Origin of the sequence: Mycobacterium zoologicum (assembly GCF_020181635.2) — a bacterium.
GTDB lineage: Bacteria > Actinomycetota > Actinomycetes > Mycobacteriales > Mycobacteriaceae > Mycobacterium > Mycobacterium zoologicum.
In genome coordinates this window covers 248,916-262,623 of record NZ_JAYJJS010000003.1, presented here as the reverse complement: position 1 = coordinate 262,623, position 13,708 = coordinate 248,916, and the positions used below count along the sequence as shown (strand labels likewise).

Below are 13,708 nucleotides of genomic sequence, written 5' to 3'. Positions count from 1 at the left end.
GTGATTATTGCCAACGGCATTGACTCCGGTCTCGGACCTGATGACGACCTGCGGCACCGGCCGATCGCCGGGGAACGTACCCGCGACAGCCTGTTCTGGCAGCTGATCATGCCGGAGCATGAGGTCGGCATGCAGGTCTACCTGTATCTCACCGGTAGCGGGAAGGCCGGCTACAACGTCTGCGTGTGGGGGCCTGATTCGCAGCCACTCGCCGTGCATCTGCACAGCGGGCGGATACCCGATGACATGGACCTGGACGACTTCTCCTTCGACGGGTTGACCCTCACCCAGCCGGAACTGCGCAAGTCGTGTCTGATGACCTACGACCGCGACGGTGTGCAAATCGAGTTCGCGTTCGATGGGATGCACGACGCGTTCAGCTACCGAAGCAATCCGGACGGCCTGCCGTCGTGGTTCGCGGAGAACCGGATTGAGCAGACCGGCCGGGTGTACGGCGGGATCAACATCGCGGGGCGCCGGATCGAGTGGGACCGGATGGGGCATCGCGACCACTCCTGGGGTGTACGCGACTGGGGTATGCCGCAGCATTGGAAATGGCTAGTTGCCTATACCGAATCCGGCCGGGCGGTCAACGGTTGGATCTGGATCGCCAAGGGCGAGTGGGGTTTCGCCGGGTACGTGGTGCGCGACGGCATCACCTATCCGGTCCGGAGTATCGACCAGCGCGCCGAATACGGCGACCAGATGCGTCAGCGCCGGTTGCGGGCGACGCTCACCGACGTCAGCGGCGGGCGAACCGAGTTGGAACTCGACGTCTTCGGTGTGATTGAACTGCCCACTCACGACAGGCTGCAGACGGTGATCCGGGAAGGCGCCTGTCACGCCGTCATCGACGGCGAACGGGGCGCGGGCCAGTTCGAAACTCACTGGCAAGGCAGTTATCTGGACTATCTCTGCGCCCAGGACTTCTGATGTGGACCTGGTCTCAAGCTCAGCTTGTGCTGCTGGGAAGATTCCTGGCCGAGCGTGGCCTGTGCGGCCCGACGGTGAGCACCGAGCCGATCGGTGACGGCCATTCCAATCTGACGTTTCTGGTGTCGGACGGCCGGTCGCGGGTGGTGGTGCGCCGCCCACCACCGCCGCCGTTGCCTCCCGGCGCCCATGATGTGCTACGCGAAGCGCGGCTGCTATCGGCATTGGCCCAGACGAATGTCCCGACACCCCGGGTGTTGGCCACCGCGGCAGCCGACGAGCTGCTCGACGTTCCGCTGCTGGTGATGGACTTCGTTGACGGGGCGGTGATCACCGAGTCGACACCGGCGCCCCAGGACGATCAGCAGCTGCGCCGGCGCATCGGTGAATCATTGGTGGATACCCTCGCTGAGTTGCACACCGTGGCTTGGCGCGAGGTGGGGCTCGGCGACTTTGGTAAGCCGGATGGGTTCAACGCGCGGCAGTTGCGGCGGATGCGGTCGCTGGTCGCCGCCGATGGAGCCGTACCGCACACCTTCGCGGCGTTGGACGAGTGGCTGCACGCGCATCTACCGCCCGAGTCGGCGACATCGATTGTTCACAACGACTTTCGGATCGGCAACATGATTGTCGACATCAGAGCGGGAAACGTCGCCGCGGTACTGGACTGGGAGCTGGCCACGGTCGGCGATCCATTGGCCGATCTGGGCTATCTGCTCGCGTCGTATCCGGTGCCGGGTGAGCCGCTGGTGGCTACCTCGGCGCTCGGCACCGCGGTGCTCGAACCCGGCTATCCCACCCGTACCGAGTTGCTCGACCGCTACGCGAACTCCACCGGGGCCGACGTGTCGCAGGTGAATTGGTATGCGACGCTGTCGATGTACAAGCTTGCCGCGCTCTACGAGTACAGCCGACGACGTTTCGAGAGCGGAGTAGGCGACCCCTACTACGCGGATCCGGGGCTGGTGACAGCGTTCCTGGCCGCCGGGGAACACCTGGCCGGCGAATAGACCTCAACCCCCGTCGGACTGATACAGCCGGGATACGGCCTCGGCGCGGTTCTCGGCGCGAAGCTTCCGCAGAATGTGCTTCACGTGTTGTTTTACCGTGCCTTCGGCGATCACCAGCTGCGACGCGATGCGGGCGTTGGTGCGTCCCTGCGCCATCAGTTCCAAGATTTCGACCTCACGGTTGGTCAGCACGTCCCGTACCGAACGCAGGGCCCGGTTCAGTACGCGTGGTGCGACGCGGGCGGGCCCCGTTTCGTCAGCGGCCACCTCCCGGTGTGGCGCCAGCGAGATCCGGTGAACGCCGCTCAAGGCCTCCTCCGTGTCCTCCGCGGCGCCCCTCAGCGCGTTACTCACCGACTGCAATTGCTCAACGACTGACGCCCTGCTGAGCGCCAGCCGCAGACCATGAGCAAACGCAGTAAGTGTCTCGCAGTCGACGACGTCGGTGTCCCTTGCCTGTAGATAGCGATCCGCGTGAAGCAGCCCGATGACCTGCCCTTGAGAAATGATGGGCGCCGCCACGTAGGAACGTGACCGGGACTCGTCGGCGATCGGCCGGTGCACCCGCGAGTCGTGTTGGACATCGGTGACGACGATGGCCTGCCGCCGCCGAACGATTTCGGTTTCGAACAGGCCCGGTGTCAGCGTCTGGGGCTGCTCCTGTCCGATGCGGTTGATCTTCTCGGCCCACTGCGGGTCGTCAGCGACGAACACGCCTGTGGAGATCCAGACGCCGTCGACAATGCGGGAAACAATGCCGCGGTCGAAGCCCAGGTCTCCCATCATCCGGGGTGCCGCATCGACCACAGCTTTGACCGAACACGGTGCAGCCTCAAGCCGAGTCAATGCGTCACCGATTCGGTGTCCGACCTCCCGCCCACGCAGCATCCCGTCCTGGATTCGAGCCAACCTGCGCAGCATTTCGAGCAGCTCGACCGCGCCGGGCTGATGACGCTCCGCCAGCACGTCTGCCAACGTCGTCCATGCATCGCTGACAACTGCACCGGCATCTGCCGAGTTCAGCGACATGCCGGAGTCGCTTATCGTCCGCAATGCCTCCAGCACGGCGCGTACGCCATCCTCCGAAGTCGCCGCCTGGACCGCGACGTTCCCCGCCATTTTGATGTGACCCACCGCACAAGTCTAGGCCAGTTCGGGCGTCAATATCGGACTCCGCACCAATTCAGGAACACAGCGGAAGGTCCGTGGACGATGACCGGATGCCGGATCCTGTGACAGCAGTTCAACGACCGTCGGGGATCACCGGAAAAAACCCGCCCGAAGACCACTGCCGTTGTGGGAGTACAACTCTCCGTCACCGTCGCATCGGCTCATCGCGGTACCACATTCGCCTCGAAGGGCATACTGACAACACCTCGGATGAAGTTGGTGCGCACCAATTCCGGCTCACCGACGCTGAAGTCAGGTGTCAGTCGATGTAATTCACGAAACAAGGCACGCAGCATCGACCTGGCCAGATGCGTTCCCAGGCAGTAGTGGACACCACCGCCGCCGAAGGCAATGTGCGGGTTGGGATGCCGGGACAGGTCGAAGGTGTCGGGATTATCGAAGACGTCGGCGTCGCGGTTGCCGGAGGCGTACATCATCACCACCTTGTCGCCGGGCAGGATCTGCTGACCATTGAGCACATACTCGGTGACTGCGGTGCGCCGGAACGTCATAACTACTGAACCCCAACGCAGAAACTCTTCTATCGCCGAAGCGATACGGTTATCGAAGTCCTCCCACAGCCAACGACGCTGCTCGGGGAAGTCGGTCAGGGCTTTGGCCGCGAAACTGGCAGTGTGCCGGGTGGTATCGGTACCTGCGACCGCGAACAGCACCATCACCGCGCCGATCTCGAAGTCCGACAACTTCTCCCCGTCAACCTCGGCCCGCATCAGGGCGGTCAGCAGATCATTCTCAGGCTTCTCGCGCCGCTGCGCGATCAGATCCGCGGCGATCTCATGAATCAGCGAGGTGGCCTCGACCTGCACCTCGACGGGGTCACGGCCGGCGAGCAGCACCGGATCGGCCCAGGCCATCGTCTCGTCTGCGGCGCGACCGACCTTCAGGCGAAGCTCCTCTGGGATGCCGAACATGCTGCAGAACATTTCCTGAGGCAACTGCATGGAGATGTCCTCGACGAAGTCGACCGGTTGTCCGGCGGCGGCCTTTTCGGCGGCGGTGGCCACGATCCTGCGCGCACGCGAGGCGATGTCGTCTTCGATCCGACGGATCTGGCGGGGTGTGAAGGCGGCAACCACCAGTCGCCGCACCTTGTTGTGCTTTGGATCGTCCATCGACAGAAACGACGTCGCCATTTCCAGGAATACCGGCGGCAACGTATCGAACATCATCCCGTAGCGGGAGACGAACACTTCGTCGTGCTGACTGACCTCGATGATGTCCTGGTGCCGCACCACCGCCCAGAACCCGGGATCGTCGGGATCGGGGACCGCCGACGTCTCGACAGGCGGTTGCCAGCTAATCGGACGGTCCCGGCGCAGTCGAGCAAAGGTTGCATCACGTTCAGGTAAATCCAAGTCCCAAAACGCATCTGCCGACACATTGATCTCGTCGTATTGACGGGTGGCGGCAACGTCATTGGTCGGTGGAATATCGACGCCGTCGTCTTCCCCGTCGTCAAAGGACAGGTCGGTGTCGTCAAACGAGGTGGTCATGGTTGTGACTCGCCTTTCTCATCGGCATGGCTGAGCAGGATGTCGTAGGGTTTGGCGGCACGGCCCCCGGACAAGTCGAGGTGCACGGTCTTGACTTCGGTGTAGGAATCAAGTGCATCGGGGCCGAGTTCACGGCCGATGCCACTCTGCTTGTACCCGCCGAACGGCACCTGGCAGTTGATCTGGTGGGCGTCGTTGATCCAGACGCTGCCGCTCTGGATGCGTTCGGCCACCGCGAGTCCGCGGGCGTTGTCGGACGTCCAGACACTCGCCGCCAGTCCGTAGTCGGTATCGTTGGCGATGGCGATCGCCTCGTCGTCACCGTCATAGGGGATCACTACCAGCACTGGGCCGAACACCTCTTCGCGAGCGATGCGCATGTTATTACGGACGCCGGTCACGATGGTCGGCTCCACCCAGAACCCCTTGGCGAAATCGTCACCGGGCACCGATTCGCCGCCAAGGACGACGGTGGCGCCGTCGGCCTGCGCTTCCGACAGGTAATCCAAGATGCGGCGACGTTGCTTGGCGTCGATCACCGGCCCCATGTCGGTGTCCCAGTCGCGAGTGGGGCCCACGACGATCGACTTCGCCCGCTGCACTAACCGCTCTACGAATCGGTCATGAATCTGGCGGGGAACCAGTGCGCGGGTTCCGGATTCACATACTTGGCCGCTGTAGACGAAGCAGCCGTAGAGCACGCCGTCGACGGCCAGATCGAGGTCGGCGTCGTCCAGGACGATTGACGGGCCTTTGCCGCCGAGTTCTAGCGTGACCTGCTTGACGGTGCCGGACGCGAGCCGCATGATCTCGCGCCCCACTTCGGTGGAACCGGTGAATGCGATTTTGCCTACGTCAGGATGAGATGCCAGCCGGGCTCCTGCCTCCCGTCCGTCGCCCGGGACGACGTTGAGCACCCCGGGCGGCAGTCCGTTGCGTTCGGCGATGCGGGCGAATTCCAGGATCGATAGCGGCGTGTGCTCATCGGGTTTGACCACGACGCTGTTGCCTGCGGCCAGCGCCGGGCCCACCTTCCAAAGGGTCAGCAGCAGCGGAAAATTCCACGGCGCGATCGCTCCGACAACGCCGATCGGTTCGCGGTGCACGACGCTCTGACTCAATGCCGGAAATGTCGCGATAGGCGCCGGCCGCCGCCATGCATAGGTTTCGGCGAGGTCGGCGAAGTAGGTGAAATGCGCTAGTGCGTAACCGATGTGGAAGCCGGTCGCTTGGCGCACGGTGGCGCCGTTGCACGCCATCTCCAGCTCCACGAGGTCTTCGATCACCTCATTGGCAGCCGCGGCGATCTGCCGCATAACGGCGGCGCGCTGCTGCGGGGTCGTGCCCGACCAGGCGCCGCTGTCGAATGCGGCGCGGGCGGCGGTGACCGCGGCGTCGATGTGCGACGCATCGCCCTGGGCGACGGTGGCGACCACCGACTCGTCGCTCGGGTCGATGATCGTCATCCGCCGGTCCGAGTCGACGTCTTTGCCGTCGATCAGCATCAGCTGGTGTTGAACGGTCATACTCAGCCGACCTCGGCGTCCTTCTTGGCGATCTTCTCCCGATACATGCCAAACAGCGGCTTGGTCAGCGGAACCAGCTTGAGGATCTTGTTCACCGGACCCTTCGCCTTGACCTGGCCCTTGGCCAGCCCGATCGCCAGGTTGTAGTCGCCGCGCCAGAATTGGTCGGCGGTGTCGCCGCGCATGAGCAAGGTGATGTCCGGCTTGAGGTCCGTCGGTCCGGCGTTGACCTGATAGTCGTCACGGAATGCGATCGTCATCTCGCCGTCGGGATCGGCGTAGATGACCCGCATCACGAGGTCGGCGGCCCGCAATTTGGGGCCGGATTCGGGATGGTCACCCGCGTCGCGGAACACTCCCCCGATGTATTCGTCAAGTTCGGCCGCATCTCTGAAGAAGCCCACCGTCACACCTCCGGCTCGTTGATGACTTCCATCACATCACCGCAGGTCAGGAGAGGTTAGCCCTCGAATGGGACGTCTTCGTGTCTCGAAAGGGATACCGAGTCGCGCCGCTGCGCGGCGGAGCCGCCGGTCTTGCCAGCGCTCACGACAGCGCCTACCGTACAAATGGTCAGGCCAAACATGATCCGAAGGAGCTCACATGCCCGGCGTCATCGACATCATGAACTATGCGCCGTATGTGGCCCCGGGACTGTCGGGTACCGAGTATCTGTACGAAGAGTTCCAGACCATGGTGCGAACCACGCTGCGGCCCCTGCTGCGTGACGGCGTCGTGACGACCCAGTGGGGCCGCGAGGTCAAGGTCGACGACCCGCCTACCGAATCCGACCCCACGCTGCACATCGAGGAGGCGATCTCCCAGCTGGACCGTGAGGGTTGCGACGCGATCGTGTTGGCCTGCCTGAAGATGTGGTCCTACCACCACCATCACCAGCTGATCATCGACATGCCCGAAGAGGTGGTGGCCGAGGCCGTCAAGGCGGCCGGCGACCGGTTCATCGGCGCCGCCGGCTACAACCCGTTTCGCATCGACGACAGCTTGCGGCGCATCGAGACGTTCGTGCGGGATCACAGCTTCAAATACGTCTACTTCCACCCGATGACCTTCGGAATCGCCCCCAACGACCGGCGCTGCTACCCGCTCTACGCCAAGTGCGTGGAACTGGGTATCCCCGTCGGCATGCAGGTGGGCCATTCCGCTGAGACACTGCCCAGCAACGTCGGACATCCGATGCTGGTCGACGACGTCGCCATCGACTTTCCCGACCTGAAGATCAACCTGTCGCACACCGGCTGGCCGTGGACCGGGGAGTTCATCTCGATGATGTGGCGCCACCCGAACGTGTACGGCGACATCTCGGCGTACTTCCCGAAAACCCTGGACCCCGAACTGGTTCGAGCCATGGACCGTCAGTTGCGCGGGAAGATCATGCTGGGCAGCAACGGCTTCGACCTCACCCGTTGCGTCCGCGAGTTGCAGGAGTTGCCGCTCAAGGACCGCACCAAGGAGCGGATCATGCGCGAGAACGCCATTGAGTTCTTAGGCTTGTGAGCCCCTCGGACTTTCCAGCTGCCACCAAAGTGCAGCGTCACCACTCCCTTTCGGGACACGAACACATGCCGTTCGGGGGCTAACGGTTGATGACCTGCTGTGATTGTATGACTTTCGGCCGTCAGGCCAGCAAAGACATGGTGCCCCAACAGATTGCGTGATGATTGTGACCCAGCAGAGCACATCTTCGATTCATGCCCGCACATCCTCCGTGCAGGACCTGCCCAGGACCGCCGAGCGACTCTCCGATGACATCCTGCTGCCAGCCGAGACCGTCAAAATACGCGGTGAAGCACGAGAATTCGCGGAACGGGTGCTGGCGCCCCGCGCCGCCGAGTTGAACTCGGCTGAGGAATCGGCGGAAGCCTTTCCATACGACATCGTGCGGGATATGACCGATGCCGACCTCTTTGCGATACCGTTCCGCTCCGATGTCGGCGGCCGGGACCTGGAGTACCCGATGCTCGCCGCCGCGACGGTGCTGGAGGAACTCGCCTACTACGCGCCGGGGGTCGCCTCGGCGCTCTACGACGGACAGATCATGCTGGTCGGGGGCACCCTCGATGCCGCCCCGAACCATATTCGCGCCGAATTCCTACCCCGCTTGATACATGGCGAGATCGTCGGCTCCTTCGCCACCAGCGAGCCCGACGCCAGCACCGACCTGACCGCCGACGCAATGCGCACCACCGCGGTCGCCGTACCAGGCGGCTACCGGCTGACCGGCCACAAACGGTGGATCACCAATGCGTGCGCCGCCGACATCGTGACCGTGCTGTGCGTGGTCGATGGCGCGCAGGCGATGCTGCTGGTCGACATGCACGCCGAGGGCGTCACCGTCGGTGAGCCGGACCGCAAGATGGGTAATCGGCTGCAGTTGACCTCCGACATCGAGTTCACCCATGTCTTCGTCCCCGATAACCACGTGATCGCCGAGCCCGGGCGTGGGCTTGCCGCGGCGTTGAAGAGCCTGTCGATGGGCCGGACCGGCGTCGCGGCGATGGGTGTCGGAATGGGCCAATGCGCCTTCGATCATGCCGCTGCCCATTTGCGGAGGCGCAGCGCATTCGGGTCCAAGCTCGGCGCGTTTCAGCACTGGCAGTTTCGCTTCGCCGAACACGCGATCGCGCTCGAGACAGCCCGCTCGCTCTATCAGAAGGCCGCCCGCAAATCCGACACCACCGACGCCTCCGAGCCGGAAGCCGCGATGGCCAAGGTTACCGGGAGCCGGGTAGCCGTCGACATCGCCCGCGACGCGATCCAGGTGCACGGCGGCTACGGGTTCGTGCGCCGGCTGTCCGCCGATGGGCACATCAACCATCTGGAATCGATCTGGCGGGACAGCAAAATCGGCGAAATATATGAGGGCGCCAACGAAGTACAGCTGTGGAGTATCGCCCGCCTCGCCCTGGGGCGCGATATCACCGGCTGAGGCGGGCAATATCGCGTCCGGGTCTTCACCTCGGCGAGCCGCCACCGGACGATCCGGTGGCGGCTTCCACACCGCTTCGGACCAGGAATTGTGTGGTGGTCACCAGTGTGTCGATCGACCCGCGCTGAGAATCCCACCATTCCGCGGCCCAGTTCATGGCACCCAACATCAACATGCGCGCGATCCGGACATCGAACCCCGGAGGAGTTCCCCGACCGCCGATCGCATCCTCGAACAAGGTGCGCCACATCCGACCGTAGGCGGCCTCCAACTTCTTTTGCCGCTTACTTTTCCCCCCAGGGACCTGGCCCGCATTCCGAATCCACGCACTGCAGTAGTCGGAAAACTCGAGAACCTGCCTAAGGTGAGCTTCGACAGCAGCCATGAGACGATCCAGCGGCGCCACCCCGGACGGCAATGCGGCCAGCGTCACCTCCAGGTGAGTGTGCATCTGGCTGATTCCGCAGTACATCACTTCTTCGATGAGACGCTCGCGGGCCGGAAAGTAGGGATAGATCTCGCGCAGCGGGATCTGGGCGCGCTCAGACACGTCCGTCAGCTGCGTCCCGGCCAGACCCTTGGTGCTGAACGCGCGGGCGGCGGCGTCAAGAATCGCCGTCCGAGTCTGCTCGTTCAAGCCGGAACTGTCAGCTGTATCCGGCTCAACAAAACCTCGTGTATACCGCATCTTTCACACCTACTTACCTAAGCCCCCGCCGACTTACCTTGATTGCACCGCAAGGGATTTACCCTCTTATTCGAAACGCGACAAGGCCTAGTTCGCCGCCAGCGACGGCGGCGGGTAGATCCCCCGCAGAATCCTGGCCCACCAGTTATTCCCGAATTCGATCTCGTCACTAGCGTCGTAGTCGGGGCTGGGATCCAACGGTATGTTCTGTCCCTGGGTCGCATCGGGCTGCTGCGGCTGTCCGTACACCGCCACCACCACGGTGCGGTCCACGCTGTTCTCCGACCACACCCCGATCTGGGAATTGGCGCAGTTGGCCATGATGGCGTGAGCGACAGGGTCGCTGTACCACCGGTTGATCAAATCGACCCCGCTGATCGCAATGGCCGGATTGATCGCAATAGTCTGGGCCACTTGGCCAACGTAACCCGCTGCGTTCGCCCGATCTTGCGGGGTGGACCCGTCAGAGCCGATGTCACCATCGAGGGCACGGTTATTGAGTACATCGTTGGCGTGCCACTGAGCAGCGCGTTGCAGCTGCGGGTTGATCCTGACGTCGTTGGTGCAGTTCGCCTGATGCTGCACCGTGTAGACATTGGCGACCACTCCGTTGTTGAGCCGGTGATTGTTCGGCAGGAGTGTGTTGTTGTCGTTGTCCGCGAAGGCATCCGGGGCACTCAACAGTGTGCCGGCAGCGAACAACGCCAAAGCGGTCAGAGTCATCGATTGATGTGGCATGTTCATTCCTCCTTGTGACAGTTAGCCGCGATAGTGCACTGCGGAACTTCGCAACTTCGGGATCAGTGCCGGGCACAGTTCGTTCACCGCCTGGGTGATCAGATACATCGCCCCTTCCGACGGGGTGACGTCGCTCTGCACGTCGGCCACGAGCTGTCCGTACGGTTCGCCCTGAGACACCTTGTTGCAGATTCCGTACCCGTAGCTGAGGGCTTCCCCGGGGCTGACGAAGTTGAAGTGCCCCATGGACGTATTCCATTGATAAGCCCATACCTTGTCGGGCTGATCGGTGGTCCCCGGGTCCGGATCGGCGAGCACGGCCGGCGCGAGTGCAACGATCACGACTCCGGATAATCCGGCCCAAACGCCGAGGACTTGCGCCAGGAGACGGCGGAATACCGAATAATGCTGTCTCATGGCCATCTCACACCGGGTCGAATCCGGAGATCAGCCAGCGGTTGTGGACTTTGTCGAGGCTGACCCGCACGCTTGAGGCGGTACTGGTAGGAGCGTCCTGGCCGACGATGATCGACTGGTCGACGAACAGCAGTACCACCGCGCGGCTGGCGGTCGCCGATACCGACGCGGCAGCAGGGACGGTGGCCACCGCCGAGATGTCCTTCTGCTTCGATCCCGGAATCACCACGTCGTGCGTCAGGTCGGTGTAAGCCTGCAGAAACGGGCCGGTGAGGTTGCCTCGTGCGGCTTCAAGATCCGCTTCGACAGTGTCGGCCTTATACGACAGCAATGCGACGGTGCCGTCCGTGGCAGCGCGGACTGCCTCTGCGCCAAGATCTTTCGCGGCGCGCGCTGACCCGTCTTGCCACTTCAGGACACCCGCCGCCGCTACCAGCAGCAGCGCCAGTGCGGGCAACACTCCGTAGGCCAAGAACCGTGACCACCGGACGCGGCCTCGCCATCCGGGTGGCCGACCCTGCCGGTCCATCCCTTCGACTTCCGTTGTTGCTTCCGCATCGGCAATCTCCCCGGCGCGCCGGGATTTAAGTAACCTCATGGCACAAACTCCACGTTCGAAACTTTCATCTGATTGTCAACCGTCTGCAGCGAGATCCGCAGCCGCCATGACCGTGGAAACTGCTCGGCCTTACCCGCATTCGATGTCTGAACCGTTACCGCGACCAAGGCTTGAGCCGCGTCCCCGGTCTCCGTCTCCAGCGCCGCCTCGGTGACAGTGCCGACCGAGGTTGACTGGAATTTCTTGATGACGTCGATGAACGGCTGCGACCGCCCGGCGAAATCCTCGTAGAATTCCGCGGTTGCGCCATCCATGATGCGGTGCACATCGGCTTCGGCGTGATGCCAGTCGATGGTCGTCAGGTTCAGCGCAGTTTGTCGAGCCACCTGCAGAAGGCGGCTTCGCTGGACCTCATCCTGATGCGATTGGGCGGCGCGCAGTCCCAACCAACCAACCAACATCGAAAGCGCGACAACGACCGCCAAGCCGAACATGGTCACCCGCCGTGACGTCCCCAGCTTTCCCGAGGCCGTAGCCGGCGGTTGACTGGCGTCGCCGTCGGCCTCGGACTCGGGAGCCGTGTCCCCGACGTCGCCTGTGCCTTCGGCAGCGTCGAGAGCGTCGCGGTTTCCCGGATCGTCGCAATCCGTTATCACATCCGAGATTTCGCATCGCGAGGTCAAGTCTGACTCGCTCGCTACTTGCATGCGACCCTCCGTTCGTCGTGGTTGCCCTGGGTATTCCTCAGCACTGTCAGCTGCCCGGCGGCACCAGCATTGTTTGCCATGTCTTCTCCGTGGGCGCACTTTGGGCCAGATCGGATTGGGTATACCGGCGCCCGTCGGGGCCGATATAGCTGCCGGTCGCCGGGTCGTACTCGACTATTGGCGGCAGCTGCGTCGACATCTCAAGCTCCAGCCCGGGGTCCCCGGGCCCCAGGACATCTGGAATGTCTTGGCCACTGAGTGTGGCGTTGGGGTCACCCTTCCAATTCGTTCCATCGTTGAGCGGCACGTATTCCTGGTCGCTTTCGCACAACTTCACTGACGGGGCACGTTTGCCTGGCCGGGTGGTGCATGGGGTATTGCGGGCACCGCGGACCGAAGTGAGCGCATCCTGCGAAATCCTGCAGTAAGTGGCGCCGGGTGGGCGTTTCGGATAGTCCTCGAACGATGGATTCCGCTGCTGTTGGGCGGGCAGGAACCCGGTGGTGCAGGGCACCGGGAGGTTGAGGTTCAGGTTGAAGCTGAGGTATTGCCCCCGATAGGCCTGTTTGGTGTTGTGGTTGGCAACCAGACCTGCTGATTCGACGGCCACAAGCTGGGGCACCAAGACAAGAAGCTGCTCGAGGTTCGGTTGGTAGGTCAGGGCAACCTGGCTGACGCTGACCATGTTGGCAAGCACAATCGGCAGGCTGGGTTGGAGCCGTTCAACCAGCGTGCGTGCCTCGCTCAATGCGGGCCCGGCGTTTTGGATGACGCCGGCGACGGCGTCGTCGTGGGTTTGCAGTTCGCGGGTCACCGTCGCCAGATGCGATGCCCAACTCTGGATCGCATCCGAGGTCTCCGTCTGCGAGTCGAGTACCGGCCGTGCCTTGTCGATCACCGCGAGCAGCGGGTCCAAATTCTCGCGGGCGCCGATCGAGAGATCAGTAACACCCTTGACTAGCTTGGATAGCTCCGGGCCGAGTCCGCCTACCGCCGTGTACGACTCGTCGACGACGGTCCTCAGATTTTCACGCGGCACCGCTTGTAAGCCGGTATTCACGGCGTCGAGCAGGGAATTGATGTCGGGCGGCACCGAGCTGTTACTCACTGGGATCACGTCGCCGTGTTTCAATGGCGGCGAGGTGCCGTTTCGCGGCAGCAACTCGAGGTACTGCTCCCCGATCGCTGACTGGCTATGTACCTCGGCGGTGAGATCCGACGGGATGTCGATACCCGACTGGAGCGATAACTCGGCTGCAGCTCCTGTCGGGGTGAGTTGCACCGACTCCACCCTGCCCACCTCGCTGCCGCGATAGGTGACATTGCTGGTTTTGTACAGTCCGCCACTTCGCGGCAACTCCACCGTGACTGTGTAGCGACCGACACCGAACAGATTCGCTGGCAACTGCATGAAGTGCAGTCCCATGGCGGCGAGTGCGGTCATCGCGATCGTCGTGAACACGATCAGCTGGATTGTCGCCTGTCGACTCAAACGCATG

14 protein-coding genes are annotated in these 13,708 nt (G+C 63.2%); 4 read left to right on the top strand and 10 right to left on the bottom strand.

The annotated features are described in order from the left end of the window. Entirely contained in the window at nt 1-933 is a 933-nt protein-coding gene (locus K6T84_RS04170) for a DUF7064 domain-containing protein (RefSeq protein WP_225400621.1), read from the top strand. Beyond that, nucleotides 930-1,943, top strand: coding sequence for a phosphotransferase family protein (locus K6T84_RS04165; RefSeq protein WP_408066052.1), 1,014 nt, complete (start codon nt 930-932; stop codon nt 1,941-1,943). Before K6T84_RS04170 ends, K6T84_RS04165 begins: the two co-directional genes overlap by 4 nt. Before the next feature lie 3 nt (nt 1,944-1,946). On the opposite strand, the gene K6T84_RS04160 is transcribed toward K6T84_RS04165, so the two are convergent. The 4 genes from K6T84_RS04160 to K6T84_RS04145 form a co-directional block, all read right to left on the bottom strand. Continuing rightward, on the bottom strand, nt 1,947-3,077 hold the full coding sequence (locus K6T84_RS04160; protein WP_225400623.1) for a LuxR C-terminal-related transcriptional regulator: 1,131 nt from the start codon (nt 3,075-3,077) through the stop codon (nt 1,947-1,949). Nucleotides 3,078-3,274: 197 nt separating this feature from the next. Continuing rightward, nucleotides 3,275-4,627 carry a cytochrome P450 gene (locus K6T84_RS04155; protein WP_225400624.1) on the bottom strand — a complete coding sequence of 451 codons (1,353 nt, stop codon included), beginning with the start codon at nt 4,625-4,627 and terminating at the stop codon, nt 3,275-3,277. Continuing rightward, complete coding sequence (locus tag K6T84_RS04150; RefSeq protein WP_225400625.1) at nt 4,624-6,153, bottom strand: aldehyde dehydrogenase family protein; 1,530 nt, start codon at nt 6,151-6,153, stop codon at nt 4,624-4,626. The genes K6T84_RS04155 and K6T84_RS04150 overlap by 4 nt, the downstream gene beginning before the upstream one ends. A gap of 2 nt (nt 6,154-6,155) precedes the next feature. Next, on the bottom strand, nt 6,156-6,557 hold the full coding sequence (locus K6T84_RS04145; RefSeq protein ID WP_225400626.1) for a hypothetical protein: 402 nt from the start codon (nt 6,555-6,557) through the stop codon (nt 6,156-6,158). A 199-nt stretch (nt 6,558-6,756) separates the two neighbouring features. Between K6T84_RS04145 and K6T84_RS04140 the strand changes: the two genes are divergently transcribed. Beyond that, complete coding sequence (locus tag K6T84_RS04140) at nt 6,757-7,668, top strand: amidohydrolase family protein (protein ID WP_225400627.1); 912 nt, start codon at nt 6,757-6,759, stop codon at nt 7,666-7,668. Between the two features lie 166 nt (nt 7,669-7,834). Further along, nucleotides 7,835-9,100, top strand: coding sequence for an acyl-CoA dehydrogenase family protein (locus K6T84_RS04135; protein ID WP_225400628.1), 1,266 nt, complete (start codon nt 7,835-7,837; stop codon nt 9,098-9,100). 25 nt (nt 9,101-9,125) lie between these two features. On the opposite strand, the gene K6T84_RS04130 is transcribed toward K6T84_RS04135, so the two are convergent. The 6 genes from K6T84_RS04130 to K6T84_RS04105 form a co-directional block, all read right to left on the bottom strand. Beyond that, nucleotides 9,126-9,737, bottom strand: coding sequence for a TetR/AcrR family transcriptional regulator (locus tag K6T84_RS04130; protein ID WP_225400629.1), 612 nt, complete (start codon nt 9,735-9,737; stop codon nt 9,126-9,128). A gap of 138 nt (nt 9,738-9,875) precedes the next feature. Continuing rightward, nucleotides 9,876-10,511: a CAP domain-containing protein gene (locus K6T84_RS04125; protein WP_408066051.1), complete on the bottom strand. Its 636-nt coding sequence runs from the start codon at nt 10,509-10,511 to the stop codon at nt 9,876-9,878. Between the two features lie 36 nt (nt 10,512-10,547). Further along, nucleotides 10,548-10,943, bottom strand: coding sequence for a DUF732 domain-containing protein (locus K6T84_RS04120; protein ID WP_329786642.1), 396 nt, complete (start codon nt 10,941-10,943; stop codon nt 10,548-10,550). Between the two features lie 7 nt (nt 10,944-10,950). Next, complete coding sequence (locus K6T84_RS04115; protein WP_225402054.1) at nt 10,951-11,472, bottom strand: hypothetical protein; 522 nt, start codon at nt 11,470-11,472, stop codon at nt 10,951-10,953. 65 nt (nt 11,473-11,537) lie between these two features. Then, nucleotides 11,538-12,209, bottom strand: a complete 672-nt coding sequence (locus K6T84_RS04110) for an Rv1363c family protein (RefSeq protein ID WP_225400632.1) — start codon at nt 12,207-12,209, stop codon at nt 11,538-11,540. A 46-nt stretch (nt 12,210-12,255) separates the two neighbouring features. After that, nucleotides 12,256-13,707 (bottom strand): MCE family protein, encoded by a 1,452-nt coding sequence (locus tag K6T84_RS04105; protein WP_225400633.1) that lies wholly within the window; start codon nt 13,705-13,707, stop codon nt 12,256-12,258. Between the last annotated feature and the right edge of the window lies 1 nt (nt 13,708).